The 25,117-nt window shown below is 66.5% G+C and carries 22 protein-coding genes; 13 read left to right on the forward strand and 9 right to left on the reverse strand.

What is annotated here, in order from left to right; genetic code table 11:
• Nucleotides 1-22: 22 nt before the first annotated feature.
• The gene (rnd, locus tag B2527_RS00960; protein WP_293705581.1) at nucleotides 23-1,105 is read right to left on the reverse strand and encodes a ribonuclease D; all 1,083 of its coding nucleotides are present in this window, start codon (nucleotides 1,103-1,105) and stop codon (nucleotides 23-25) included.
• Between the two features lie 83 nt (nucleotides 1,106-1,188).
• Between rnd and B2527_RS00965 the strand changes: the two genes are divergently transcribed.
• Together B2527_RS00965 and B2527_RS00970 are read left to right on the forward strand one after the other, a co-directional pair.
• Nucleotides 1,189-3,111 carry a formylglycine-generating enzyme family protein gene (locus B2527_RS00965; protein WP_414716950.1) on the forward strand — a complete coding sequence of 641 codons (1,923 nt, stop codon included), beginning with the start codon at nucleotides 1,189-1,191 and terminating at the stop codon, nucleotides 3,109-3,111.
• A 66-nt stretch (nucleotides 3,112-3,177) separates the two neighbouring features.
• Nucleotides 3,178-4,077 (forward strand): M48 family metallopeptidase, encoded by a 900-nt coding sequence (locus B2527_RS00970; RefSeq protein WP_293705583.1) that lies wholly within the window; start codon nucleotides 3,178-3,180, stop codon nucleotides 4,075-4,077.
• Nucleotides 4,078-4,190: 113 nt separating this feature from the next.
• On the opposite strand, the gene xseA is transcribed toward B2527_RS00970, so the two are convergent.
• The 3 genes from xseA to queG form a co-directional block, all read right to left on the reverse strand.
• Nucleotides 4,191-5,528, reverse strand: a complete 1,338-nt coding sequence (gene xseA, locus B2527_RS00975) for an exodeoxyribonuclease VII large subunit (protein WP_293705585.1) — start codon at nucleotides 5,526-5,528, stop codon at nucleotides 4,191-4,193.
• Between the two features lie 88 nt (nucleotides 5,529-5,616).
• Complete coding sequence (locus tag B2527_RS00980) at nucleotides 5,617-5,991, reverse strand: hypothetical protein (protein WP_293705587.1); 375 nt, start codon at nucleotides 5,989-5,991, stop codon at nucleotides 5,617-5,619.
• Nucleotides 5,992-6,021: 30 nt separating this feature from the next.
• Nucleotides 6,022-7,131 (reverse strand): tRNA epoxyqueuosine(34) reductase QueG, encoded by a 1,110-nt coding sequence (gene queG, locus B2527_RS00985; RefSeq protein ID WP_293705589.1) that lies wholly within the window; start codon nucleotides 7,129-7,131, stop codon nucleotides 6,022-6,024.
• Nucleotides 7,132-7,154: 23 nt separating this feature from the next.
• On the opposite strand from queG, the gene B2527_RS00990 reads away from it, so the two are divergent.
• From B2527_RS00990 to B2527_RS01015, 6 genes are all read left to right on the forward strand, one after another.
• The gene (locus B2527_RS00990) at nucleotides 7,155-8,627 is read left to right on the forward strand and encodes an NAD(P)H-hydrate dehydratase (protein ID WP_293705591.1); all 1,473 of its coding nucleotides are present in this window, start codon (nucleotides 7,155-7,157) and stop codon (nucleotides 8,625-8,627) included.
• Between the two features lie 8 nt (nucleotides 8,628-8,635).
• Nucleotides 8,636-9,115 carry a tRNA (adenosine(37)-N6)-threonylcarbamoyltransferase complex ATPase subunit type 1 TsaE gene (tsaE, locus tag B2527_RS00995; RefSeq protein WP_293705593.1) on the forward strand — a complete coding sequence of 160 codons (480 nt, stop codon included), beginning with the start codon at nucleotides 8,636-8,638 and terminating at the stop codon, nucleotides 9,113-9,115.
• An 80-nt stretch (nucleotides 9,116-9,195) separates the two neighbouring features.
• The gene (locus tag B2527_RS01000; protein ID WP_414716952.1) at nucleotides 9,196-10,821 is read left to right on the forward strand and encodes an N-acetylmuramoyl-L-alanine amidase; all 1,626 of its coding nucleotides are present in this window, start codon (nucleotides 9,196-9,198) and stop codon (nucleotides 10,819-10,821) included.
• Nucleotides 10,822-11,005: 184 nt separating this feature from the next.
• Nucleotides 11,006-12,856 carry a DNA mismatch repair endonuclease MutL gene (gene mutL / locus B2527_RS01005; protein WP_293705595.1) on the forward strand — a complete coding sequence of 617 codons (1,851 nt, stop codon included), beginning with the start codon at nucleotides 11,006-11,008 and terminating at the stop codon, nucleotides 12,854-12,856.
• Nucleotides 12,856-13,794: a DUF1684 domain-containing protein gene (locus tag B2527_RS01010; RefSeq protein WP_293705597.1), complete on the forward strand. Its 939-nt coding sequence runs from the start codon at nucleotides 12,856-12,858 to the stop codon at nucleotides 13,792-13,794. The genes mutL and B2527_RS01010 overlap by 1 nt, the downstream gene beginning before the upstream one ends.
• Nucleotides 13,791-14,750: a TraB/GumN family protein gene (locus B2527_RS01015; protein WP_414716953.1), complete on the forward strand. Its 960-nt coding sequence runs from the start codon at nucleotides 13,791-13,793 to the stop codon at nucleotides 14,748-14,750. Before B2527_RS01010 ends, B2527_RS01015 begins: the two co-directional genes overlap by 4 nt.
• Nucleotides 14,751-14,868: 118 nt before the next feature.
• Here the strand turns inward: B2527_RS01015 and phaR are convergent, their stop codons facing one another.
• The 3 genes from phaR to gluQRS all read right to left on the reverse strand — a co-directional run bounded on the left by phaR (nucleotide 14,869) and on the right by gluQRS (nucleotide 17,217).
• Nucleotides 14,869-15,453 (reverse strand): polyhydroxyalkanoate synthesis repressor PhaR, encoded by a 585-nt coding sequence (gene phaR, locus B2527_RS01020; protein WP_293705598.1) that lies wholly within the window; start codon nucleotides 15,451-15,453, stop codon nucleotides 14,869-14,871.
• 79 nt (nucleotides 15,454-15,532) lie between these two features.
• Entirely contained in the window at nucleotides 15,533-16,273 is a 741-nt protein-coding gene (locus B2527_RS01025; RefSeq protein WP_293705600.1) for a beta-ketoacyl-ACP reductase, read from the reverse strand.
• 56 nt (nucleotides 16,274-16,329) lie between these two features.
• A complete protein-coding gene (gene gluQRS, locus B2527_RS01030; protein WP_293705602.1) occupies nucleotides 16,330-17,217 on the reverse strand; it encodes a tRNA glutamyl-Q(34) synthetase GluQRS in 888 nt (295 codons plus the stop codon).
• Nucleotides 17,218-17,309: 92 nt separating this feature from the next.
• On the opposite strand from gluQRS, the gene htpX reads away from it, so the two are divergent.
• Complete coding sequence (gene htpX / locus B2527_RS01035; protein WP_293705604.1) at nucleotides 17,310-18,176, forward strand: protease HtpX; 867 nt, start codon at nucleotides 17,310-17,312, stop codon at nucleotides 18,174-18,176.
• 312 nt (nucleotides 18,177-18,488) lie between these two features.
• On the opposite strand, the gene B2527_RS01040 is transcribed toward htpX, so the two are convergent.
• Complete coding sequence (locus tag B2527_RS01040; RefSeq protein ID WP_293705606.1) at nucleotides 18,489-19,316, reverse strand: inositol monophosphatase family protein; 828 nt, start codon at nucleotides 19,314-19,316, stop codon at nucleotides 18,489-18,491.
• A 119-nt stretch (nucleotides 19,317-19,435) separates the two neighbouring features.
• On the opposite strand from B2527_RS01040, the gene B2527_RS01045 reads away from it, so the two are divergent.
• From B2527_RS01045 to B2527_RS01055, 3 genes are all read left to right on the forward strand, one after another.
• Nucleotides 19,436-20,194: an RNA methyltransferase gene (locus B2527_RS01045; protein WP_293705608.1), complete on the forward strand. Its 759-nt coding sequence runs from the start codon at nucleotides 19,436-19,438 to the stop codon at nucleotides 20,192-20,194.
• 62 nt (nucleotides 20,195-20,256) lie between these two features.
• Nucleotides 20,257-21,174, forward strand: a complete 918-nt coding sequence (locus tag B2527_RS01050; RefSeq protein ID WP_414716954.1) for a phosphate/phosphite/phosphonate ABC transporter substrate-binding protein — start codon at nucleotides 20,257-20,259, stop codon at nucleotides 21,172-21,174.
• Nucleotides 21,171-23,321 (forward strand): putative bifunctional diguanylate cyclase/phosphodiesterase, encoded by a 2,151-nt coding sequence (locus B2527_RS01055; protein WP_293705610.1) that lies wholly within the window; start codon nucleotides 21,171-21,173, stop codon nucleotides 23,319-23,321. Before B2527_RS01050 ends, B2527_RS01055 begins: the two co-directional genes overlap by 4 nt.
• A 1-nt stretch (nucleotide 23,322) precedes the next feature.
• On the opposite strand, the gene epmB is transcribed toward B2527_RS01055, so the two are convergent.
• A complete protein-coding gene (gene epmB, locus B2527_RS01060) occupies nucleotides 23,323-24,351 on the reverse strand; it encodes an EF-P beta-lysylation protein EpmB (RefSeq protein WP_293705612.1) in 1,029 nt (342 codons plus the stop codon).
• 99 nt (nucleotides 24,352-24,450) lie between these two features.
• Here epmB and efp point away from each other — a divergent pair, with 99 nt between their 5' ends.
• Entirely contained in the window at nucleotides 24,451-25,017 is a 567-nt protein-coding gene (efp, locus tag B2527_RS01065; protein ID WP_293705614.1) for an elongation factor P, read from the forward strand.
• Nucleotides 25,018-25,117 lie beyond the last annotated feature (100 nt).

The following is a 25,117-nucleotide window of genomic DNA, read 5'->3' on the forward strand; positions in this document are numbered from 1 at the left end:
GCACTACACCCGGGGGCGCGGATCAGGCGGCGGGCAGCAGTGGACGCAGCACCGGCTCCAACTGCTCGCGGCGCCAGCCGGCCAGGGCGACTGGCCAGTCACCGCTTTCCAGCAGGGCTTCCAGGTGCTTGCGCGAGGCCAGCAGGCCCTCCGGCAGGCCCAGCTCGGCAGTGCGCTTGCTCACGGCGTCCTGCAGGCGCTTGAGCGCGCTCTTATTGCCGTCGGTGGCGGGCAGGGCCATCGGTGCGTCGGCTTCATCGGCCAGCGGCGTGTTCAAGGCCTCCCACAGTGGCTGCGCCAGTTTGCGCGGTGCCTTGGGGAAACGGCCGAACAACTTGAGCATGGCGTCGTAATCGGCCGGTGGGGTGCGTGCCAGCAGGTTGGCCAGTTCGTTGTCCAGGATCCAGCTGCGCGGCTTGTCGCTGCTGCGTGCCTGGTGGTCACGCCAGCGCAGCAGGCGCAGCAGGCGCCGCTGTGCGTCCGGCTCCAGGAACTGCGAGGACCGCATGGACAGGTGCGGCCAATGCTCGCCTTCGTCGCGTTCAACGCTGGTCAGCAGGCGCTCGCCGTCGTCCTGCAGCCATTGCATACGGTCCGTGGCCTGCAGTTTGGTGCTGATGGCGTCGTGCAGGGCGAACAGGTACTCCACGTCGTCGGCGGCGTATTCCAGCTGCGCGTCGCTGAGCGGCCGCTTGAGCCAGTCCGAACGGGTCTCGCCCTTGGGCAGGGTCACGCCGGTGATCTCGGCTACCAGCTTCTGGTAGCCCATGCCGCCGCCGATGCCAGCCAGGGCGGCACCGATCTGGGTGTCGAACAGCGGGCGCGGCAGCGCGTCGCAGGCGCACTTGAACGCCACCAGGTCCTCGCTGGCGCTGTGCATGACCTTGGTGATGGAGGTGTCGCTCAGCCAGGGTTTCAGGGCTTCGCACATGCCCGGTATCAGCGGGTCGATCAGCAGGATTTCATCGCCAACAGCCATCTGTACCAGCGCCAGCTGTGGCCAGTAGGTGCGTTCGCGGATGAATTCGGTGTCCAGCCCGATCCGGCTGGGGCGCTGGCGGTAGCGTTCTTCCAACTCCGCCGGGTGTTTGATCCAGTAAGCCACGTGGGTTCCGTCAACTGCAGGGTTTGCTCAGGCGGGTGAGAATAGCCTAACGTCGGGCCGCTCCCGGGAAAGTGTGCAAGGTAATGGAGGCGTTTTTGGGTAAGACCGGCCAGATCACGGGCTTGATGGCGCTGCTGCTGGTGGCCCTGGCGGGCTGTCAGCCGTCATCGGCGCCGGATCCGGCACAAGCGGCGGCGCAGGAGCAGAAGTCCCTGGCCGCGCGGGTTGCCGCGCGGCTGGAGGCACGCGCGGTGGCCAAGGCCGCACAGGCGGCACCGGATCCGGTGGCGGTGGTCGAGGACACCGCGCTGCCGGTGTGGAATGCGCCGGAGCTGAGCCTGGCGCCAGAGCAGCTGGCGCAGGCGCGCAAGGACGCCGACAAGGCACTGGCCGAGGACCGGCTTTACAAGGATGCCAGCGACGCGATCCCGCTGTACCTGGCCATCCTGGCCCAGGATCCGCAGAACCGCGCGGCCCGGCTAGGGCTGGACAAGGCCCGGCAGCGCCTGCGCAGCCTGATCGGGCAGCGCTTGGCGCAGACCGAGAATCAGCGTGTGGCTCTGGCCGAGGCTGCGGAGATGACGGGGGTTGCAGTGGCACTCGCGCCTGATGCCAAGGCCGAGCAGGCCCTGCAGCAGCGGGTGGCGACGGCGCGGCGGCTGTTGGCATTGAACCGTGCCGGCGAACAGGCCCTGCGGCTCTACCAGTTGGGGGAGGATGGCGGCGGCGCGCAGGCAGCGTTTCGTGAGGTGCTGGCGGCCGATCCGCTCAACAGCCGTGCCCGGCAGGGGCTGGCCGCAGTGGAAAGCGGGCTGATCCGGCGTGCCGAGCATGCTGCCGGGGTTGATTCGGATTTCCCTGGCGCGGCGCGCTGGTTGGACAAGGCCGGCACCATCCGCGGCGAAGGGGCGGTGACGGTACTGGATGCACGGCGGCGGGTGGAGGCCATCCGCCGTGCCCAGTTGGATGCCCTGCGCGAAGGCGGCCTGCGCGACCTCACCTCATCGCAGGGGCTCAAGCCGGCCCGCGAGAAGCTGGAGCAGGCCATCCGCATCGCCTTGCCCGGTGATCGCACCGTGGCACTGTTGCGCCAGCGCATCGATCTGGTCACCCACTACGGCAGCTTCCGGCCGGGGCAGGTGTTCTCCGACGCGCTGGCCAATGGCGGCCGTGCGCCACAGATGGTGGTGGTGCCGCATGGGGCGTTCCAGATGGGCGCGCCAGCGGAGGAGGTGGGATCGGTGGATGCCGAGCGCCCCCAGCACTACGTCCGCTTCGACCGTGGTTTCGCCATGTCGATCACCGAGGTGACTGTGGCCGATTTCCGCCGCTTCGTGGAGGCTGCCAACGCCCGGCCACGCGCCACCCGGCGCGGCCATTCCATCGTCTACGACGAGCGCAGCGGCAATTTCATCCGCCGCAGCGGGGTGGACTGGCAATCCGATTACAACGGCGTCAAGGCCGCGCCCAACAGCCCGGTGATGCATGTCAGCGTGCGCGATGCCGAGGCCTATGCGGCATGGTTGTCGGAGCAGACAGGGCGCTACTACCGCCTGCCCAGCGAGTCGGAGTTCGAGTACGCGCTGCGGGCCGGCAGTGTCGGCCGTTATCCCTGGGGGCGGGCGGCCGTGCCGCCGGAGAACACCGGCAACTTTACCGGCAGCCTGGATGTGTCGCCCAGCGGCCGCCACTGGAACAACGCCTTCATCGGTTATGGCGATGGCTTCTGGGGCACCGCGCCGGTGGCCATGTTCCGAGCCAATGCCTGGGGATTGCACGACATGGGCGGCAATGTCAGTGAGTGGGTGGCCGATTGCTGGCATGCCAGTTACCGGCGTGCGCCCGCGGACGGTGCCGCCTGGTACAACCCGGGTTGCCGGCAACGGGTGATCCGCGGAGGCAACTGGGCCAACGCACCGGAACAGGTGCGGGCGGCGTGGCGGCAATCGCAGGATTCGGATGTCACCTCGGCCCGGATCGGCTTCAGGCTGGTGCGCGGCATTTGACCTTGCCCATGCGCCCAGTAGCGTTAACATCGGCCACGGCCAGCCCGGCCCAGACGGAACCCAACCATGCGACAAGATCCTTTCGGTAACCAAGGCGGCAGCCGTCAGCGCCGGGGCGGCGGCCTGTTCGGCAACATCCGTTGGGTGGTCCTTTTGGGCTTTGCGATCTACGGGGGCTGCTACTACTTCGGCAACCGTTCGGTGGACCCGTACACCGGTGAAAAGGTGCTGATCGACAGCTCGCTAGACGCGAACGAGGAGAAGGCCCTTGGCCTGCAGGCCTACCAGGAGATCCTGTCGCAGGAGCGTCCGGTGGACCCCAACTCGCAGATCGCGCGGCAGGTACGCGAGATCGCCAACCGCCTGATCGCCAAGGTGGACGTGGTGGAAACCTCGCTGGCGCAGGAGCATGGCCTGCAGCCACAGCATTTCGCACGTGATTTTGATTGGGACGTGAATGTGCTGCAGTCCGACGAGGCCAACGCGTTCTGCCTGCCCGGTGGCAAGATGGCGGTGTATACAGGCCTGATCCCGGTGGCACAGAACGCCGATGCGCTGGCGGTGGTGATGGGCCACGAAATCGCCCACGCCTTGCTGCGGCATGGTGCCCAGCGCATGGCCCAGCAGAAGCTGACCCAGATCGGGCAGATGGCGGGCGCGGCCAGCGGCATGGACGCGCAGCAGCAACAGATGATGATGTCGGCAATGGGCTACGGCTATCTGTTGCCCTATGCGCGCTCGCATGAAACCCAGGCCGATGAAGTGGGCCTGATGTTGGCCGCCGCCGCCTGTTTCAATCCTGAGGAAGCGGTGCCCTTGTGGCAGCGCATGAGCGAAGCCAGTGGTGGCCAGGCGCCGCCGGAGTTCTCCTCCACTCATCCCAATCCCGGCACCCGTATCCAGAACCTGCAGGCGTTGATGCCCAAGGCATTGGAGTACAGGCAGCGTTACTGCACCTCGCAATAAGCAGGCAACAGCAGGACGGGGCGCCTTGGAGCGTGCGCGGCGGTTGATGTACCCAAGCGCTGCTGTGCACCAGCCCCATTGGCGTGTTTTGCGAGGTGCGCCGCGTCTGCGGGCTAGAGGGTTTTTTCTACCCGTAGCTGCAGGCTGCCTTCTGCCAGACGGGCCTGCAGGGTGTCCCCCGGACTGGCCTGATCGGCGCTGCGCACCAGGCTGCCATCGTCTGCGCGGGTGAGGATGGAATAGCCACGCGCCACGGTTGCCAGTGGGCTGACCGCTTCCAGCGAACGGGCAATGCCGCGCAGGCGCAGTGCATCGCGCTGCAGTTGCCGGTCCATGGCGGCCTGCGCGCGCGGGGCCAATGCCGCCAGTTTTTCTGCCAATGCATCCAGGTGGCGCTGTGGCTGCGCGTTGCGCAGCACGGCGGCGGCATGGCGCAGCTGTGCATGGCGGCGTTCCTGTTGCTGGCGCCACGCTCCCTGCAGGCGTGCAAAGGCTGCCTGCTGACGGTGCTCCAGCAAGGTCAGGCGGGCCTGGGGGCTGTGCGCCTGCAGGCGCAGGGCGGCACGGTCGGCACGCTGCATGGCCTGGCCCAGGGTATGCACCTGCAGCTGGTTCAGGCGCTGCGCCAGCCGGCGCACGCGCAGGGCAAGGTCACGCTGGTCGGGTACCAGCAGCTCGGCGGCGACCGAGGGGGTCGGCGCGCGCAGGTCGGCGGCGAAGTCGGTCAGGCTGAAGTCGGTCTCGTGGCCTACTGCCGAAACCACCGGCGTATTGCTGGCGGCAACCGCACGCGCCAACTGTTCATCATTGAACGCCCACAGGTCCTCCAGTGAGCCACCACCGCGGGTCAGCAGAATCACGTCGTAGCGGCCACTGGCATCGGCCTGGCGCAGCAGCGAGGTGATCTGCGGTGCAGCGGTTGCGCCCTGTACCAGCGAGGGGAGCAGTTCGACTTCCAGCATCGGGAAGCGGCGCGCCAGCACGCTCAGTACGTCACGCACCGCCGCGCCGCTGGGCGAGGTGATCACCGCCAGCCGGCGCACATGTGCCGGCAGCGGCCGCTTGCGTGCCGGGTCGAACAGGCCGTCGGCTTCCAGGCGTGCCTTCAATTCGTCGTAGGCACGGCGCAATGCGCCTTCGCCGGCCTCTTCCATGTGGTCCAGGATCAGCTGGTAGTCGCCGCGTGCTTCATACAGGGTAAGCCGCCCGCGCACGAGTACGCGCATGCCCTCGCGCGGGATGAACTTCAGCCACTGGCTCTTGGGCTTGAACATGGCCGCGCGTACCTGCGCGCGCGCGTCCTTGAGCGTGAAATACAGGTGCCCGGAGGCTGGCCTGCTGACACTGCCCAGTTCACCCTCCACCCACACCAATGGGAACGCGCTTTCCAGCAGGTCGCGCGCCAGCGTGTTGAGCTGGTTGGGGGTGAGGATGTCGTTGCTTGGGCTCATGGACACAGTACGGCAGAAAGAAGGCGCGGCGATTGTGGGCAGGATGGCCTGCCGGATCGCCGGTTGGGGGCCATCTTAAGCCCTGCGGCTAGTCGAAGAAATCGAAGATGGAAATGTCCAGGTCCGGGAATTCCAGCCAGGACAGGTCGAAGTCGAACCAGCTGGAGTTGCCGGCGTTGGCCACCGAATGCAGCATTTCGGCCTTCATCGCCGCATAGTCACAGACATCGTTGCTGCCGGCATGCAGGCGATCAAAGTCGGCATGGGTATTGAACAGCGCATGTGACCAGCAGGCCACGTCGATATCGATTTTGTTGCGGCGGTTCGCCTCGCGCACCTGCTGCACCGAATAGAAATTGCGCTTGCCATGGTGGCGGACCAGGTCATCGCCTATCAATTGTGCCTGGCGGCGCTTGTCCGCTGGGGCGATGCTGCAGGGTGCTTGCTGGATATGGGTGTCCATCACGGTCCTTGTGGCGGTGTCGGGTGCGCATCATTGCACGGCGGGCAGGGATGCGTCCGCTTGCCCTTCGGCGGCATCGGCATGCCGCTGCAGCGCCCATTGCACATGCTCACGGACCAGCGGCGATGCATGCCCGCTGCGGCTGTGCAGTGCCTGCAGCACGCTGGGCGTAGCTGTGGCATTGCCCAGCGCCACGGCAATGTTGCGCAACCAGCGCTCATGGCCGCTGCGCCTGATGGGGCTGCCTTCGGTGCGGCGCAGGAATTCCTCCTCATCCCAGGCGAACAGCTCCGGCAGGGTGGCGGTATCCAGGTTGTTGCGGGCGCGGAAGTCGGGCTCGTCCGTGCGCCGGGCAAACTTGTTCCAAGGGCAGACCAGTTGGCAGTCGTCGCAGCCATAGATGCGGTTGCCCATGAGTGGGCGCATTTCCAGCGGGATCGCGCCATCGTGCTCGATGGTCAGGTAGGAAATGCAACGCCGCGCATCCAGCCGGTGCGGGGCGATGATGGCAGCGGTGGGGCAGACGTCGATGCAACGGGTGCAGGTGCCGCAGTGGGCGGCGGCGGGTACGTCGATCGGCAGCGGCAGGTCGACGTAGATCTCGCCCAGGAAGAACCACGAGCCACCATTGCGATCGATCAGGCAGGTGTGTTTGCCGATCCAGCCCAGCCCGGCGTTGCGTGCCAGGGCGCGCTCCAGCACAGGTGCCGAATCGACGAATACCCGGTAGCCGAATGGGCCGATCTCGCTGCCGATGCGTTCGGCCAGCTTCTGCAGCCGGTTGCGCATCAGCTTGTGGTAGTCGCGGCCCAGCGCATAGCGCGCCACATAGGCGCGCTCGCCATCATTCAGGGTGGCCCAGGCTTCGGCGTCGTCCTTGTGGCCATAGTCCAGGCCTACCGAAATGACCCGCACCGTGCCGGGCAACAGCTCCTGCGGACGCGCACGCAGGCTGCCATGGCGCGCCATCCATTCCATCGTCCCGTACAGGCCCTTGCCCAGCCAGTCGGCCAGGTGCGCTTCGTCCTCGCCCAGTTCGATACCGCTGACCCCGCAGCGCTGGAAGCCAGCGTCGCGGGCAAGCTGGCGGATGCGCAACGACAGCTGCGCGGGATTGGCGGCGGTAACGGCTTCAGGCATGGCGCAAGTATAGAATCGTCGGCATGTCAGAGCCCGTTGAACTGTTTGATATCGCCGCCGCACGTCGCATCGACGCGCAGGCAACCGCTGCCCTGGGCGGCGACGGCTATGTGTTGATGCAGCGCGCAGGCCAGGCGGCCTGGCACAGCGTGCTGCAGCATTGGCCCCAGGCGCGATGCATCGTGGTGGTATGTGGGCCGGGCAACAATGGCGGCGACGGTTACGTGCTGGCCCGCCATGCCCGCCAGGCCGGGCGGCAGGTGAGTGTGTTGCACCTGCCCGATGCGCCGCCACGCAGCGGGCTGGCGCAGCGTGCCTGTACCGACTACCTGGCTATTGGCGGCCACGTCGAGGTGACCCTGGACTGTCTGCAGCAGGCCGATCTGATCGTGGATGCGCTGTATGGCATCGGCTTGGCGCGTGCGCCAGAGGGCGAGGACATCGCGCTGATAACCGCCATCAATGCCGCCCCGGCACCGGTGTTTGCACTGGATGTGCCCAGCGGCGTGGATGCCCTCAGCGGCGACGTGCCCGGCATGGCGGTGCGCGCGCAGCGGGTGCTGCAGTTCATCGTGCCGCACGTGGGGCTGCATACCGGTGCTGCGCTGGAGCATGCCGGGCAGCGTCTGTTGGCGGATCTTGGCGTTCCGGTGGAGGCGTTTGCCGGCGTTGCTCCGGCCGCCCAGAGGTGGATCAAGCCGGTACTGCAACTGCAGCTGCCGCCGCGCCGGCTCAATACCCACAAGGGCGAGAACGGCCATGTGCTGTGCGTGGGCGGCAACCATGGCAGTGGCGGGGCGGTGATGCTCAGCGGCGAGGCCGCACTGCGCAGCGGTGCCGGCCTGGTCAGCGTGGCCACCCGCGCCCCGCACGTGCTGCCACTGCTCGCGCGCTGCCCGGAGGCGATGGTGCATGCGGTGGAGGAGGGGGCGGCGTTTGCTGCCTTGTTGGCGCGCGCCAGTGTCGTTGCGATCGGGCCGGGTCTGGGCCAGGACGATTGGGCAGGCGCGCTATGGGCGGCTGCCGTGGCCAATGGCAAACCGCTGGTTGTGGACGCCGATGCGCTCAACCTGCTGGCGGCTGCGCCGCAGCCGCTGCCGCAGGCCATTCTTACCCCGCACCCGGGCGAGGCCGCACGCCTGCTGGATACGGATACGGCCAGCATCCAGCGCGATCGCCTTGGTGCAGCCCGTGCGCTGGCAGCGCGCTATCAGGCCGTCGTGGTGCTGAAGGGTGCAGGCACCGTGGTGGCCGCGCCGGGGCAGTTGCCGCGCGTGGTGGTGGCCGGCAATCCCGGCATGGCGGTCGGTGGCATGGGTGATCTATTGACCGGTGCCATCGCCGCGCTGCGCGCTCAGGGTCTGCCGGCCTGCGATGCAGCCAGCAGCGGTGCACTGCTGCACGGCCTGGCCGGTGACGCGGCGGCAGGCGAGGGTGAACGCGGCTTGCTGCCACGCGACCTGTTGCCACACCTGCGTACGCTGGCCAATCCATAATGCACGGCATGACCGACTTGTTTCTTGCAGACGCCGACGGCACCGACCAGCTTGGCCGGGCTTTGGCACACACCCGCCCGGCACAGGCCGTGGTCCACCTGCAGGGCGACCTGGGTGCCGGTAAATCCACCCTGGCGCGGGCGTTGCTGCGCGCGCTGGGCGTGCAGGGACCCATCCGCAGCCCCACCTACACCTTGATCGAACGGTATCCGCTGGCCGATGGCGAAGCCTGGCATCTGGATCTGTACCGGATCGGCAACGCTGGCGAGTTGGACTTCCTGGGCTTGGACGAAGCTACTGCCGACCTTTGGTTGGTCGAATGGCCTGAGCGGGGGGCTGGCGCGTTGCCGCCGGTGGACCTGGCGGTGGCCCTGGAAATCGATGGCCACGGCCGCCGGGCGCGCATTCAGGCCCATACCGCCAACGGTGAGCGCTGGTTGCAGGAACTGCGCAAAACGCCCCACTTGCAGGGGCTTCCTAGCCCCTGACTGCAGGAAGATGCGGCAGGTTGCGGATTATTAAGGGAAAACATGTTGCAATTACCGAATTCCGGTGATTGAATCCGCCCATGACTATGGCAAACCGCCTGTTCGCTCTGTCCACCGCCATTGCTGGGCTCTGCCTGGCCAGCGCTTCGGCGTGGGCAGGGGAGATCCGCGGCGTGGGCCTGAGCGCCGGTGCCACCGGTACCAGGGCTGAGATCCAACTGGCTGGCGGTGGCAGCTACAAGACCATCAGCCTGGCCGGCCCGAACCGCTTGGTCGTGGATTTTCCCGATTCCACCGCCGTGCGCGGGCTCAAGCTGCCCGCTGCCGCAGGCGTGGTCACGGCAGTACGCACCGGCAACCCCACCCCCGGCACGTTCCGCGTTGTGTTTGACCTGGCGGAGACGGTGGCGGCGTTCAAGCCGCAGATGCAGGGCCAAGGTGCCGAGTCCCGGTTGTTGATCGAGTGGCCGGGCGATGCGCCGGCACGCCCGGCGACGACGGCCGTGGCGGCCACTGCGCCCACAACCGGTGCTGCGCCTGCAGCGCCAGCCACTGTCCAGAGCGTGGCCGAGGCACGTGCCGAAGCAGCCCGTGCCACGGCGGCCTTGACCGCTGCCGTGCGCCAGCAGGCCAGCGCGCCGCCGCCCGCGCCCGCTCCGGTTGTGGCAGCAGCGCAGACGCCGGCGACGACGGTGGTCCAGGCGGCGCCGCAGCCGGCCAGTACGGGAGTGATTGCCGCGGCCTCCGCACCGGGCAACTCGCCGGCAGCCATTCTCAATGCCCAAGGACCGGTGCGCACCACCATTGCCACGGGGCGCCCAGCGCCGGTGGGCGCGGTGTCGCAGGGGGCTGCCGCCGCCGCTCCCGTGGCCAGTGCTGAACAGCCCTTGCCGCGCCCGGTGATGCCCAGCGATGCCTCGCGCATCCGCATGCAACCGGGCATGCGCAACCTGATCGTGGCGATCGATCCCGGCCACGGCGGCCAGGATCCGGGTGCCATCGGCCCGACCGGCAAGCGCGAGAAGGACGTGACCCTGGCGGTGGCGCGTGAACTGGCGCGCCAGGTCAATGCCACCCCCGGCCTGCGCGCCTACCTGACCCGCGACACCGACGTATTCATTCCGCTGCCGATGCGCGCCCAGCGTGCCCGCGCCGCCAAGGCGGACATCTTCATCTCGATCCACGCCGATGCGGCAGAAAACCGCTCGGCGACCGGCTCGTCGGTCTATGTGCTGTCCACCAAGGGGGCGTCGTCGCAGCGTGCGCGTTGGTTGGCGGACAAGGAGAACGCCGCCGACCTGATCGGTGGCGTCAGTCTCAGCCGCACTGAAGGCACCCTGGCCAACGTACTGCTGGACCTGGCCCAGAGTGGCAACATGAAGGCCTCCGAAGATGCCGCCAGCCACGTGCTGGGCGGGCTCAAGCGCATCGGCAACAACCACAAGCCGAACCTGGAGCGCGCCAACTTCGCGGTGCTGCGCACCTCGGACATGCCGGCGATGCTGGTGGAAACCGCCTTCATCTCCAACCCGGACGAAGAGCGTCGCCTGATCGATCCCACCTACCAGCGACGTATCGCCGGTGCGGTGCTGGATGGCGTGCATACCTTCTTCAGCCGGCAGCCGCCGCCGGGCACCTTGTTTGCCGCCCGTGCCCAGGCCGAAATGGATGCTGCCGTGGGCACCGTTGCCGGCGGCAGCAAGTAAGCGGGCGCGGCCGTCCGGGCCGCGAACGCATGGGCGCGACAGGACACAGTATTCAGCCCGCGGTGGTATCGGTGCCGAGCCCGCGCTCGGCTATCATCATGTGCATGCATGATGTCAGCCTGATTCCCCTCGTAACTCCGCCCACCTGCGCCTTTTTTGCACCGTTGATGCAAGGTGGTGGCGCATGAGTGCAATCCGTCCCCTGCCGGAAATCCTGATCAACCAGATCGCTGCTGGCGAAGTGGTCGAGCGCCCTGCCTCGGTGGTAAAGGAGCTGGTCGAGAACGCGCTGGACGCAGGTGCCACGCGCGTGGATATCGATCTGGAAGAAGGCGGTGTACGCCTGATCCGCATCCGTGACAACGGCGGCGGCATCGCTGCCGACCAACTGCCGCTGGCCGTGTCGCGCCATGCCACCAGCAAGATCGCCAGCCTGGATGACCTGGAGTCGGTGGCTACCCTCGGCTTTCGCGGCGAAGCCCTGCCGTCAATCGCCTCGGTCAGCCGCTTCATCCTGGCCTCGCGCCGTGCCGATGACGAACATGGCTCGGCGTTGCAGATCGAGGGGGGCAAGCTCGGCGACGTCACCCCACGTGCGCACGCGCCAGGCACCACGGTGGAAGTGCGTGAGCTGTTCTACAACGTACCGGCGCGGCGCAAGTTCCTGCGCGCCGAGCGTACCGAGCTGGGGCACATCGAAGAATGGTTGCGCTCGCTGGCCTTGGCGCGCCCAGACGTCGAGTTGCGGGTGTCGCACAACGGCAAGCCGTCACGGCGCTACAAGCCCGGCGACCTCTATTCGGACGCGCGTCTGGGCGAAACCCTCGGCGAGGATTTCGCGCGGCAGGCCTTACGCGTGGACCATAGCGGCGCGGGCCTGCGGCTGCATGGCTGGATCGCGCAGCCGCAGTATTCGCGTGCCAGTGCCGACCAGCAGTACCTGTACGTCAACGGGCGTTCCGTGCGTGACCGCAGTGTCAGTCATGCGGTGAAGATGGCCTACGGCGATGTGCTCTACCACGGCCGGCAGCCGGCCTATGTGCTGTTCCTGGAGCTGGACCCGACCCGCGTCGACGTCAACGTGCACCCGGCCAAGCATGAAGTGCGTTTTCGTGACGCGCGACTGATTCATGATTTTGTCTACCGCACGCTGAAGGATGCGCTGGCCGAAACCCGTGCCGGGCTGGAGCCGGCGGCGATGGGGCAGGGCCATCCGGCCGATCCCGCCGCCTCCCTGCCACCCAGTACCAGCATGGGGGGGGGCTATGTGTTGTCGCGGCCAGGTGGCAGCGTGGCCAGCAATGGCAACTGGCAGGCGCGGCAGTCGCCGTTGGGCCTGCAGGTGGCGGAAGCGCCTTCGGCCTATGCGGCCTTGTATTCGGCGCCGGCGGCAGATGCAAGCCAGGCCGATGCCGGGCCGGCCTTGCCGGCAACCTCAAGTGATGCTGGGGTACCGCCGCTGGGTTATGCCATCGCCCAGTTGCATGGCATCTACATCCTGGCCGAGAACGCCGAAGGCTTGATCGTGGTGGACATGCATGCCGCCCACGAGCGCATCGGCTACGAACGCTTGAAGAACGCGCACGACGGCATCGGCCTGCATGCGCAGCCCCTGCTTGTGCCGATCACCCTGGCGGTGGGCGAGCGAGATGCCGATACCGCCGAACGTGAAGCGGCGACGTTGGCCGAGCTGGGTTTTGAAGTAACCCGCTCGGGGCCGGGCTCCCTGCATGTACGCAGTATCCCGGCGCTGCTGGCCAATGCCGAGCCCGAGGGCCTGCTGCGCGATGTGCTGGGTGACCTGCGCGAACACGGGCAGAGCCGGCGCATCGCCAGTGCGCGTGACGAACTGCTATCGACGATGGCTTGCCATGGCGCAGTACGTGCCAACCGTCGCCTGACGCTGCCTGAAATGAATGCCCTGCTGCGTGATATGGAGATCACCGAGCGCTCGGGGCAATGCAACCATGGCCGCCCGACCTGGGCGCGCTTTTCCTTGGCCGAGATTGATCGCTGGTTCCTGCGGGGGCGTTGATGAAAAGAGCATTGGGGGGGGCGGCCTTGTTGGCCGTGGTGCTGCTGGGCGGCTGCAAACAGGAGGTGGCGGCGCCGCCGGTGGTCAAGGTGGATCCGGCGTTTGCGCACGACAACGCGCTGTGGCGCGAGCAACGCCTGACCGAGCTGTTGGCGGTCGATGGCTGGACCAGCCTGGTGGGGTTGCATTGGCTGGAACTGAAAGCGCACTACATCGGCAGCGGCAGTACCAGCGGCATCCGCCTGGCAGTAGGCCCACCGCGCTTGGGCATGGTGTCGCGACAGGGCAAGGACTGGTACTTCACGCCCGAACCCGGAGTGCCGATGCAGGTGGATGGCAAGCCGGTGAGTGGGCGCATCGCCTTCCACGGCGACCGTGATGAAGCCCCCACCCTGATCCACTTCGATGACGGCAAGGGTGTATTGAGCCTGATCGAGCGTGGCCCGCGTTTCGCCCTGCGGGTGCGGCACAGCGAGGCCCCGGCGCGTGCCCACTTCGGCCACCTAGAGTATTGGCCGGCTGATCCGAGCTGGCGCATCACCGCACGCTTCGTGCCGCATGATCTCAACAAGACCTTGCCGATCGTCGACATCACCGGCTTGACCACCGAGCAGTCCAATGCCGGAGCCATCGAGTTCGAGCGTGATGGCCGCACCTGGCGACTGGAAGCGCTGGGCGAGCCGGGCCAGCCCCTGCAGGTGATATTCGCCGACCGCACCAGCGGCCGCGGCAGCTATGCGGCCGGCCGCTACATCGATGTGGCGGTGCCGGACAGCAGGAGTGAAGTCGTGATCGACTTCAACCGCGCCTACAACCCGCCCTGCGCGTTCACCCCGTTTGCGACCTGTCCGTTGCCGCCGCCGGAGAACCGTTTGGACATGGAGGTACAGGCCGGCGAGAAGGCTTACGCCAAACCCATGAGTGAGGTGGCTGCATGAGGTGGATGACCCGTAGCGCCGGCCTGCTGCTGGCAGGCTTGATGCTGGTTGCCGGTACCACCACAGCGCGCCCGGTACGTGGCGAAGCCGCGCCGGCGGCCTATGTCGCCCCGGTCCCGCTGCTGTGGAAGGTCAGTGGTGCCCAGGGCAGTGAGGTTTACCTGCTGGGCTCCTTCCATCTGCTCAAGCCCAGTGACTATCCCTTGTCCAAGGACGTGGATGGCGCGTTCGCAGCGTCGCAGCGGCTGCTGTTCGAGCTGTCCCCGGAGGAGATGAACTCGCCGGCGTTGCCGATGCAGATGGCGCAGGCCGCATTGCGTCGCGATGGCAGCCAGCTCAAGGATGATCTGGACGCGGCCACCTGGGAGCGGCTGCAGGACTGGGCACAGGCCAACAACATGCCGATCCAGAGTCTGGGCGGGCTCAAACCGTGGTTCGTCGGCCTGACCATCAGTGTCGCGCAGATGACCCGGCTGGGTCTGGACCCGCAGGCCGGCCTGGATCGGCACATGATGGATCTGGCAGCCAAGGCTGGAAAACCTGCCGGTGGACTGGAAACAGCAGCCTCGCAGATCAGCATGCTCGATGGCATGGGCGTGGACGAACAGCGGCAGATGCTGCGCGAGGCGCTGGAACAAGTGGACAAGGGTGACGCCCAGAGCCGTGCCCTGCATGACGCGTGGCGTCGCGGCGATGCCACGATGCTGTGGCAGGACATGGCCGGGCAGATGAAGCGGCAGTACCCGGGGCTGTACCGGCGCATCAATGTCGAGCGCAATGACGCCTGGCTGGCGCCGCTGCAGCAGCGGCTGCAGGCCGGGCAGGGCACCACCCTGGTGGTGGTTGGCGCGCTGCACCTGCTTGGCGCTGACGGCGTGGTGGAAAAGCTGCGCGCGCAGGGCTACAAGGTGGAGCGCATCTGCAGCGCCTGTACGGAGCAGCAGCGAAAGCCATGAAGGCAGGGCCGGGTAGGGTCCGTTGGCCTGCTTCCAGGGCAGGGGCCAGCTCGGCAGGGCTGGGCCACGCCAACCTGTAGAAATGAAAAGGCCGACGCTTGCGTCGGCCTTTCAGTAGTCAGCGGTTGCTGCGGGTCTTGCCGCCGCTGCCCGGTGGTGGGTCGGCCGGCTTGCTGCCCGGCGCCGGCGGACGGGTGCCGAAGCCGCCGCCCATGTTGCGCTGGAACTCCTGCCACAGCTCCAGGTTGCGCTCGGTGAGCTGGTTCATCATGGCCCACGGAGTCTGGCCGAGCAGGCTGCCCATCTGCTGGCGGAACTGCTGCTGCTGGTCCAGGAACACCTGCATGCTGCGCTCCAGGTAATTGCCCATGAAGCCCTGCAGGGAGTCGCCGTAGAAACGGATGAGCTGGCTCAACAGCTGGGTCGACAGCATCGGCTCGCCGTCCTGCTCCTTGTCCGCGATGATCTGCAACAGCACCGATCGGGTCAGGTCGTCGCCGCTCTTGGCGTCGCGGACCTCGAACTCCTCGCCGTCCAGGATCAGCTGGCGGACGTCTTCGATGGTGATGTAGCTGGAAATCTCGGTGTCGTAGAGCCGGCGATTCGGATACTTCTTGATGATGCGGGTCGCAGCCATTAAGCAGTCACTCGTCACGGTTAGGTGCGCAGCATGGCGCAGTGCAGCAGGGCTTGCAACCGCCAAAAGTACAGGTTGCAAGGGTTGGCGAAGTGTATTTTTGTTGCGCAGCACGCAAAGTGCCGGACTGCAGCACGGGCAGGGCTTACCAGCCCATGTGGTGGCCGCCGTTTATGTCCAGGTTGGAGCCGGTGATCCAGGCGGCTTCCTCGGCCACCAGGAAGGCCACCGCATAGGCGATCTCCTCGGGCTTGCCCAGGCGCCCGGTAGGAATGTCGGCGATGATCTTGGCCCGCACCTCCTCCGGTACCGCCATGACCATGTCGGTGGCCACGTAGCCGGGCGAGATGGTATTGACGGTGATGCCGAAGCCCGCGTTCTCGCGTGCCAGCGAGATGGTGAAGCCGTGCATGCCGGCCTTGGCTGCGGCGTAGTTGGCCTGGCCGTACTGGCCCTTGAGGCCGTTGATCGAGCTGATCTGGATGACCCGGCCCCAGCCGCGCTTGCGCATGCCTTCGATCACCGGGCGGGTGACGTTGAACACCGAGTTGAGGTTGGTGTTGATCACCTCGTGCCACTGTTCCGGGCTCATCCGGTGGAAGGTGGTGTCACGGGTGATGCCGGCGTTGTTGACCAGGATTTCAACCGGCCCAAGCGTGGCTTCGGCAGCCTGGATCAAGCTGCGGCCACTGTCCGGGTCGGCAACATCGCCTTCGAACAGGGCGATGTCATAGCCCTTCTCGCGCATGCGCTGCTGCCACTGCTGGGCTTTCTCGGCGTTGCGGAAATTGGTGGCAACCCGGTGCCCTTGGTCGGCGAGGCGTTGGCAGATGGCGGTACCAATGCCGCCGGTACCACCGGTGACCAGTGCGACGCGGGATGTCATGGGCAGTGCTCCAGGGCAGATTCGCAGGGGAGCCGATGATTCTAATGAAACTGCGCTCAGGCAGGGGGCGCCTCGGGGGCGCGCAGCGCGCTTTTTTGCAGTTTGTGCGGGTTGAATGCGGCAGCAGCGTACTGCAGCAGCTCGGGTACCTGGCCTGCAGCATCCAGCGCGGCGGGGTCCTGGCCCAGGCAATGCCAGAGCCAGCGCAGCACCGGTAGTGGGCGGGCACTGTCCACCGGCACGGCCGCCTGCGACTTGGACAGCTTCTGGCCGCTGGCATCCAGCAGCAGCGGCAGGTGCAGGTAGGCCGGGGTGGGCAGGCCCAATGCCTGTTGCAGCAGGATCTGCCGCGGGGTGGAGTCGATCAGGTCGGCCCCGCGCACCACATGGGTGATGCCTTGTTCGGCGTCATCGACCACTACCGCCAGTTGGTAGGCCCAGCAGCCATCGGCACGCAGCAGGACCACATCGCCCACCTCGCGGTCCACGTCCTGCGCGACGGTGCCTTGCAGGGCATCGTCAAAACGGACATGACTGCCATCGGCCACGCGCAGGCGGATGGCAGGATGAGCGCGTTGCTGGCTGGCGACACAATGCCGATGGATACCGTGCTGGCTGGCAAGGTCGGCACGGCTGCAGTGGCAGGCAAAGGCCTTGCCTTCGGCCAGCAGACGATTGATGGCCGATTGGTACAGCGCATGACGGCGACTCTGGTACTGCACGGGCAGGTCGGAGACCAGGCCGAATGCGGCCAGTGTGGCCAGCTGCGATTCGACCGCGCCGGCCACCTCGCGTGGGGGATCGATATCCTCCACCCGCACCAGCCATTGGCCGTGGGCATGACGTGCAACCAGCCAGCTGCCGAAGGCTGCCAGCATGGAGCCCAGGTGCAGGGGCCCGGTCGGGGAGGGAGCGAAACGGCCGCGATAGGGGGGGAGAGACATTGAATATGAATGCTTGGTCAGATTGCGGCTTGAATTCAGTCTTGGCGCACCGCAAATTTGCCGTATTCCCATCCTAAACGGATCTGTTTCCCATGTTTACCCGTATCGGGCTGTTTCTTCTGACCAACATCGCGGTGCTGGCCCTGGCCAGTGTGGTGATGTCGCTGCTGGGCGTGAACTCGTCGCAGATGAGCGGGTTGCTGGTCATGGCAGCCATCTTCGGCTTCGGCGGTTCGATCATTTCGCTGCTGTTGTCCAAGTTCATGGCCAAGCGCGGTACTGGCGCGGTGGTGATCACCGAGCCGCGCAACCAGACCGAGCGTTGGCTGCTGGATACGGTGGCGCGCCAGGCCAAGGCGGCGGGCATCGGCATGCCGGAAGTGGCGGTGTATGACGCCCCGGAGATCAATGCCTTCGCCACCGGTGCCAACCGCAACAACGCGCTTGTGGCGGTGTCCACCGGCCTGCTGCACAACATGAGCGAGGACGAGGCAGAAGCGGTGCTGGGCCATGAAATCGCTCACGTTGCCAATGGCGACATGATCACCATGGCCTTGCTGCAGGGCGTGTTGAACACCTTCGTGATCGTGCTGGCCCGCGTGGTCGGCGGCATCATCGACAGCGCGCTGTCCGGCAACCGCGAAGGCGGCGGCCGCGGTTTTGCCTACTACATCATCGTGTTCGTGCTGGAGATGGTGTTCGGCCTGTTCGCGACGATGATCGCGATGTGGTTCTCGCGCCACCGTGAGTTCCGTGCCGACCACGGCGGTGCCTCGCTTGCGGGCCGCCAGAAGATGATCGCGGCACTGGAGCGTTTGAAGCTCAACCATGGCCAGAGCACCTTGCCGACCCAGATCGCGGCATTCGGCATTGCCGGCTCGGCAGCCAAGAAGCTGTTCCTGAGCCACCCGCCGCTGGACGAGCGCATCGCCGCGCTGCGCTCTTCGACGGTTGCCTGATCCGCATCGGCAGTGATGCAAGCAGAACGCCCGGCTGAGCCGGGCGTTCTGCTATCTGGGGAGTGCAGATCGCGTGCACGCCCGTCTCCTGTTTCGTCCCGGGGAGGGGGCACCCCGTTTGTCTGTCCGCTGTCGATCGGCAGGCACGGCCAGAGCCGGCAGGCGGCCATGGTGATGGGTTGCCGGGGATGGAGCAGGGGAGCCCTGGCACTGCAGCGCAGGCAGAAGGGCGGAGATGGATGCTGTTTGCCGGGAATGGAAACAAAAACGGCGCCTTCGCAGGCGCCGTTCCAGAGACACGCAAAGCAGCGATCAGAACTTCGGATCGAACTCGGCGGCGTAGCCGGTGTTGACGATGACCTTCTGCAGCGCTTCGCAGACCTTGATGTTGCCGGCCACGACCTGCTGGGTCTCCGGGCCGCGCGAATCCATGCGGTCCAACGGAGCGCCACGGTAGTTGCACACCTTGCCGCCTGCCTCGCGCACCAGCAGCACGCCAGCGGCGATGTCCCATGCCTTCACGCCGGCTTCGAAGTAGGCGTCGGCGCGGCCGCAGGCCACGTAGGCCAGGTCCAGCGCGGCAGAGCCGGTGCGGCGCACGTCCTCGGCCTGCACCAGCAGGGTGTCGACGGTCTTGAGCTGGGAGCTGGCACGGCTGCGTTCGCGCGGAGCGAAGCCGGTATGGATCATCGTGCCTTCCAGATCCTTGCGATCGGACACGCGCAGGCGGCGGTCGTTGAGCACGGCGCCATTGCCCTTGGAGGCGGTGAACAGCTCGTTGCGCAACGGATCAAAGATCACCGCATCGATCGGCTCGCCGTTCTCAACCAGGGCGATGGAGACGCAGTAGTGCGGGAAACCGCGCAGGTAGTTGCTGGTGCCGTCGAGCGGGTCGATGACCCACATCATGCGGTTTACACCCTGGATACCGCCCTCTTCACCGAAGATGCCGTATTCCGGGTAGGCGCGCTTGAGTTCCTTGACGATCACTTTTTCCGCATCAGCATCAACTTCGCTGGCGTAGTCCATCCGACCCTTCTGTACGACGTTGAGGGCTTCAAGCTTGTTGATGTTACGGAGCAGGACGTTGCCGGCGAGGCGGGCGGCCTTGACCATGACGGTTACGGCGGGTTTCTGCATGGCGAAAGGCTCCCGTGAAGGCAGAGATCGGATTGGCGGGGGAAAAGAGCGGGTCCGGCGCATTGGCCGGCCGCGCAGTTTACCATCTACAGCTGTCTCGCTCCTGATTTTTTAACATCATGTCTGCTTCCACTCATATTCGATTCGTACTTGTCGGCACCCAGCACCCGGGAAACATAGGCGCAGCGGCCCGAGCGATGAAAACCATGGGTCTGGCGCGGCTGGTATTGGTTGCCCCCGAGAAGCCGCTGGACGAGGTGGCCTTCAGGCGCTCGGCCGGTGCCGAGGACGTGCTGGGCGATGCACCGGTGTATGCCACCCTGGCCGAGGCGGTTGCCGACTGCCGTCTGGTGCTCGGCTGTACGGCGCGTTCGCGCAGGGTGCAGCTGGAGGAGTTGCTGCCCGAACTTGCCGGCCAACGTGCGGTGGCCAAGGCCGGTGAGGAGGGCGCCGAGGTGGCCTTCGTATTCGGGCGCGAACGTACCGGCCTGACCAATGAGGAGCTGCAGTTGTGCCATCTGGCGGTGCATATTCCGTCCGATCCGGAGTTCAGCTCGCTGAACCTGGCCGCTGCCGTGCAGGTCCTGGCCTATGAGGTGCGCATGGCCGTGTTGGCAGGCCAGGTACAGGCCCCGGCCGAAACCGGTTTTGGCGAGGCGCCAGCCAGCCATGCCCAGCTCGAAGGTCTGTTCGGCCAGCTCGGCGACACCCTGGACCAGATCGATTTCCACAAGGGCCGTTCGCCGGAATCGGCCATGCGCAAGCTGCGCCGCCTGTTCATGAAGGCAGAGATGTCCGAGCAGGAGGTGCGCCTGCTGCGTGGCATCCTTGCCGATGCCCAGCGCATGGCCCGGTTGGCGGGTGAAAAACCCAACTGAGGCACACGTCACACAACGGGTTTTTCCGGTAGGCTTGGGGAATCAATAGGGGAGTTGCCGTTTTGCGCGTGTTCGTATGGCTTTGGGGAGCCGTGCTGGCAGTGGCCGCGTTGCAGCCGTTGTCGGTGGGGGCGATAGAGCGCTCGGTGCTGGTCCTGGGGAGGATCAGTGACAATCCGAAGGCGCACTATGAGCAGTTGAAGCCGCTGCTCGACTATGTGGTGCCCAGGATGCAGGACGTCGGGATCGTCGAAGGGCGCATCCTGATGGCCAAGGATGCGCAGCAGATGGGCAGCTATCTACGGCGTGGGCGGGTGGATTGGGTGACCGAAACATCGGGCACGGCGATGGCATTGCAGCAGCGGGCCGGCGCACGGCCCCTGTTGCTGACCGAGCGCAATGGGGTGAGCGCTTACCACACCGTATTCTTCGTACGCCGTGACAGCCAGGTGGAGTCGCTGCAGGACATGAAAGGGCGAACCCTGGCCTTGCAGAGCCCGTTGTCCACCAGCGCCTATCTGGTGCCCGCGATGGAGCTGCTGCAGCACGGGGTGCGCCTGGAGATCCTGTTGACGCCGCACGACAGCCCGGCAGGCGATGCCGTGGGCTATGTATTTGCGCGATCGGAACTGAACATCTCGACCTATGTGCACAAACGGGTGGTGGATGTGGGCGCGGTCAGCAGCATTGACTGGAGCGATGACCACGCCGTGCCGCCTGCGTTCCGCAACGACATGCGGGTGTTCTACCGCAGCGAGCCGGTGCCGCGCGCGGTGGAAATGGTGCGCCAGGATCTGGACCCGGTAGTGCGCGAGCGCCTGCGGCAGGTACTGCAGGAGGCCAGCCGCGACCCCCTGGCCGGCCCGGCCTTGGCCAAATTCTTTGGTACCACCGGGTTCCATCCGGTGGATGCGGCCAGTCTGCGGGCGCTTGAGCGCCTGCGCAGCGGCCTGGCGCGGGTGCGCATGGAGGTGGAATGAGCCGTCTGCCGCGCTTTGGGTTGCAGGCCCGCTTCCTGTTGTTGGCGGCGGGCGCGCTGCTGGTGGTGATCCTGATCGTGGCGCTGATGGTGATGCGCCAGGCCAGTGCGCAGCGCGAGATGCTGCACACCAGCAGCCAGGTGGTCAGCGGTGTATTCGACCAGGGCGTGCGTGAGCGCGGCAAGGCCTTGGCCGACGCGCTGGCCGATGCGTTGGTGAACCCGCTCTACTACTCGGATCTGTCGGCGGTGGGCGCGCTGGTGCGCAACACCGCCCGTCAGAAGTCGGTCAGCTATGTACTCGTGCACGATCCCGAAGGACGGCTGATCCATGATGGCTCCATCGACGTGGCCGGCTACGGCCTGCAGATGAGCGATCCGTTGGCGCCGGCTGCGGTCGGCGCTGAAGCGACGCTGGTGCAGGAGAGCCCGGCCATCCTGGAAATCGATCTGCCGTTGCGCATCGGTGATCAACGTATTGGTGGTTTGCGGGTGGGTATGGACTTGGCGCCGGTGCGCGCGCAGGAGGCCAGCACCATGCGTGCGCTGGAGCAGCGCATGGGCGAAGCCCAGCGTCGGCAACTGGGTTGGGTGTTGGCGCTGGTGGCGTTGCTGATTGCTTTTGCCTGTGTGATTGCCCTGTATGTGCAGCGCACCCTGGTGCGGCCCATTCGGTGGCTGGGCGAGGCGGCGCAGCGCATCGAGCGCGGCGACTACGCCGTGTCGGCACCGGTGACCCAGCGCAATGATGAGGTCGGCGAGCTGATGCGCACCTTTGACCGCATGAGCCAGAGCATCGCCCGGCATGACCGGGAGGTGCGGCAGATGGCCTATACCGATGCATTGACCGGCCTGACCAACCGTCTTGCGTTCCGCGAAGCATTGGACCACCGCTTGTTCAGTGCTCATGCGGCCGGTCGTGGCCTGGCGCTGCTGTTCATCGATATCGACGAGTTCAAGCGGGTCAATGACACCCTCGGTCACGAGGCTGGTGACGAGGCGCTGCTGCAGTTTGCCCAGCGCATCGCCATCGCCGTGGACCAGGTGGGCGGCGATGAAACCCTGCTGGCCCGTTTTGGCGGCGACGAGTTCGTGATCCTGCTGGGTGAGGGCGCGGGTAGTGCGGCGGAGGTCGCCAAGAGCCTGGCCGAGCGCCTGGTGGTGGACCTTGGGCGCCCGCTGCAGGCACAGCAGCGGGAGATCTTCCTGGGCAGTTCGATCGGCATCACCCTGTACCCGGAAGACGCGGTGGATGCCACTGCCTTGCTGAAGAATGGTGATATCGCCATGTACCAGGCCAAATTGGCCGGCAAGAACTGTTACCGCTACTACAGCAGGGCAATGGACCATGCGGTGGAGCGGCGCCTGCATCTGGAGCAGGAGCTGCGCGGGGCCTGGGAGCGTGGCGAGCTGCGCCTGGTTTACCAGCCCATTTACCGCACCCGCGACCGCATGCTGGTGGGCGTGGAAGTACTGCTGCGCTGGGACCACCCCAAGCTCGGTGCGATCGCCCCATCGGTGTTCATCGAGGTGGCCGAGCAGAGTGGGTTGATCCATCTGCTGGGTCCGCGTGTGTTGGGCGAGGCCTGCGTGCAGGCCCGGCAATGGCCGCGCAATGCACTGGGCGAGGAGCTGTTCGTATCGGTCAATGTGTCGCCGCGTCAGTTGCGCAATGGCGACCTGGTGGAGCAGGTGGAGGCCAGCTTGCAGCAATCCGGGCTCAGTGCCTCGCGCCTGCATCTTGAGCTGACTGAAACGGCGGTGATCGGCGACGAGATGCTGGCGGTTTCCCTGCTCGAACGCCTGCACCGGACCGGGGTGAAGGTGTGGCTGGACGACTTTGGCACGGGCTTCTCCGGCCTGAGCCATCTGCGCCAGGTGCCGGTGGACGGGGTCAAGATCGATCGCAGCTTTGTTGCCGACATGGAGCGCGATGCCGACGATCTGGCCCTGACCACGGCCATCATCGCCATGGCCCACGCGCTGGGTATCACCGTCGTGGCCGAAGGCGTGGAGCAGGAAGCACAGTTCCAACTGCTCAGCCAGCGCGGCTGCGACCTGGTGCAGGGCTACTGGATGGGCCGGCCGCTGGATGCAGCCGGTGTGGTGGCCTTGTTGACGCCGCCGCTGTCCGCGGCCGCGCGCTGAGTCAGAGCGGCCGCTTGCTGGTGTCGCCGGCGATCTCGCGCACCAGCTTGGGCACCAGGTAGCCGGACAGCCGGGCCATCAGCCCGGCATGCAGGGCCAGTGCCTGTTCGTCGCTGACCTCGAAGTGGGCGGCGCCCTGTACCTTGTCCAACTGGTACAGGTAGTAGGGCATCACCCCGGCGGCAAAGCTGCGCTCGCTCAGTGCGGCCAGCGCGTCCAGATCGTCATTGACCCCGCGCAGCAGCACGGCCTGGTTGAGCAGCTGCGCACCGGTGCCGCGGATGCGTGCGAGCACGGCGTCGACCTGGGCATTGAACTCGTTGGCGTGGTTGGCATGCAGCACGAACGCCACTGGCCACGGCAGGCCTGCCAGCCATTGCACCAGGGCGTCATCGACGCGCTCGGGCAGCACCACCGGCAGGCGGCTGTGGATGCGCAGGCGCTTGATATGCGGGACGGCGGCCAGGGCCTGGGTCAGCTCGGCCAGCTTGGAGGTGTTGAGCGACAGCGGGTCGCCGCCGGACAGGATGACCTCGTCGATGCCCGGGTCGGCGGCGATGGCCGCCACGGCCTCCTGCCAGCCGCCCTTGGCGGCGTTCTCGCCGGCATAGTCAAAGTGGCGGCGGAAGCAATAGCGGCAGTTGATCGCACAGCTGCCGGTAGTGACCAGCAGGGCGCGGCCGCGGTACTTCTGGATCACCCCGGTAGCCTTCTTGGCCGCGCCGTCGCCCACCGCGTCGAAACTGAACCCCGGCACGATGCGCATTTCCGCATCGATGGGCAGCACCTGCCGCAGCAGCGGGTCGGCGGGGTCGCCGTGGCGCATGCGGGCGACGAAACTGCGCGGCACCCGCAGGGCGAACTGGGCCAGGGCCTCGGCCGACACCCCCAGCGCCTGGCCGTCCAGTCCAAGCGCCTCCAGCAGCTCGTCGGGGCTGCGGATGGCCTGCCGCCAATGGCTCTGCCAACGGTCGGCGGGCAGGGGCAGGACGGCTTTTTCTGGAGTGAGGGCGGGGGCTGCGGTTATCATTGGCGGTCAGAAAAACATGATGTCCCGCCAGCTGGCGGGCGTTCCATTCTAATCCGGCCGCCCGTATTACGGCGGTTTTGCCAATTCAGGAGTTACAGCATGGCCAGTTACGGCATGAACGACGTCAAGAACGGGATGAAGATCCTGGTCAACAACCAGCCTGCGGTCATCATCGACACCGAATACGTCAAGCCGGGCAAGGGCCAGGCCTTCACCCGCGTGAAGTACCGCCTGATCAAGGACGGCCGCACGCAGGAAGTGACCATGAAGTCGACCGACTCGCTGGACGCCGCCGACGTGGTCGATACCGACATGAACTTCATGTACAGCGACGGCGAGTACTGGCACTTCATGGACCCGGAGACCTTCGAGCAGGTACAGGCCGACAAGTCCGGCATGAACGGCGCCGAGAAGTGGCTCAAGGGTGAGGAATCCTGCGTGGTGACGCTGTGGAACGGCGCCCCGATCGACGTGACCCCGCCGAACTTCGTCGAACTGAAGATCACCGAGACCGACCCGGGTGTGCGCGGTGACACCTCTGGCGGCGGCGGCAAGCCGGCTACCCTGGAAACCGGCGCGGTGGTGCGCGTGCCGCTGTTCGTCAACCAGGATGAGATCATCCGCGTTGACACCCGTTCGGGTGAATACTCCGCGCGCGTCAAGTGACGTAATGGCGCGTTTGCGCCTGCGCAAACGCCTTTGCCATTACGTCATCCCCGCGCAGGCGGGGATCGCTCCTGCTTCGGCTTTGGCAGTTGCTTGGGGC

The organism is Stenotrophomonas sp. UBA7606, assembly GCF_002477705.1.
Lineage (GTDB): Bacteria > Pseudomonadota > Gammaproteobacteria > Xanthomonadales > Xanthomonadaceae > Stenotrophomonas.

Bases quoted from the DNA above. Each gene is read 5' to 3' on its own strand.
- B2527_RS00965 (WP_414716950.1), top strand. From the start codon at position 1,189: ATGGAGGCGTTTTTGGGTAAGACCGGCCAGATCACGGGCTTGATGGCG.
- B2527_RS00970 (WP_293705583.1), top strand. From the start codon at position 3,178: ATGCGACAAGATCCTTTCGGTAACCAAGGCGGCAGCCGTCAGCGCCGG.
- xseA (WP_293705585.1), bottom strand. From the start codon at position 5,528: ATGAGCCCAAGCAACGACATCCTCACCCCCAACCAGCTCAACACGCTG.
- B2527_RS00980 (WP_293705587.1), bottom strand. From the start codon at position 5,991: ATGGACACCCATATCCAGCAAGCACCCTGCAGCATCGCCCCAGCGGAC.
- queG (WP_293705589.1), bottom strand. From the start codon at position 7,131: ATGCCTGAAGCCGTTACCGCCGCCAATCCCGCGCAGCTGTCGTTGCGC.
- B2527_RS00990 (WP_293705591.1), top strand. From the start codon at position 7,155: ATGTCAGAGCCCGTTGAACTGTTTGATATCGCCGCCGCACGTCGCATC.
- tsaE (WP_293705593.1), top strand. From the start codon at position 8,636: ATGACCGACTTGTTTCTTGCAGACGCCGACGGCACCGACCAGCTTGGC.
- B2527_RS01000 (WP_414716952.1), top strand. From the start codon at position 9,196: ATGACTATGGCAAACCGCCTGTTCGCTCTGTCCACCGCCATTGCTGGG.
- mutL (WP_293705595.1), top strand. From the start codon at position 11,006: ATGAGTGCAATCCGTCCCCTGCCGGAAATCCTGATCAACCAGATCGCT.
- B2527_RS01010 (WP_293705597.1), top strand. From the start codon at position 12,856: ATGAAAAGAGCATTGGGGGGGGCGGCCTTGTTGGCCGTGGTGCTGCTG.
- B2527_RS01015 (WP_414716953.1), top strand. From the start codon at position 13,791: ATGAGGTGGATGACCCGTAGCGCCGGCCTGCTGCTGGCAGGCTTGATG.
- B2527_RS01025 (WP_293705600.1), bottom strand. From the start codon at position 16,273: ATGACATCCCGCGTCGCACTGGTCACCGGTGGTACCGGCGGCATTGGT.
- gluQRS (WP_293705602.1), bottom strand. From the start codon at position 17,217: ATGTCTCTCCCCCCCTATCGCGGCCGTTTCGCTCCCTCCCCGACCGGG.
- htpX (WP_293705604.1), top strand. From the start codon at position 17,310: ATGTTTACCCGTATCGGGCTGTTTCTTCTGACCAACATCGCGGTGCTG.
- B2527_RS01040 (WP_293705606.1), bottom strand. From the start codon at position 19,316: ATGCAGAAACCCGCCGTAACCGTCATGGTCAAGGCCGCCCGCCTCGCC.
- B2527_RS01045 (WP_293705608.1), top strand. From the start codon at position 19,436: ATGTCTGCTTCCACTCATATTCGATTCGTACTTGTCGGCACCCAGCAC.
- B2527_RS01055 (WP_293705610.1), top strand. From the start codon at position 21,171: ATGAGCCGTCTGCCGCGCTTTGGGTTGCAGGCCCGCTTCCTGTTGTTG.
- epmB (WP_293705612.1), bottom strand. From the start codon at position 24,351: ATGATAACCGCAGCCCCCGCCCTCACTCCAGAAAAAGCCGTCCTGCCC.
- efp (WP_293705614.1), top strand. From the start codon at position 24,451: ATGGCCAGTTACGGCATGAACGACGTCAAGAACGGGATGAAGATCCTG.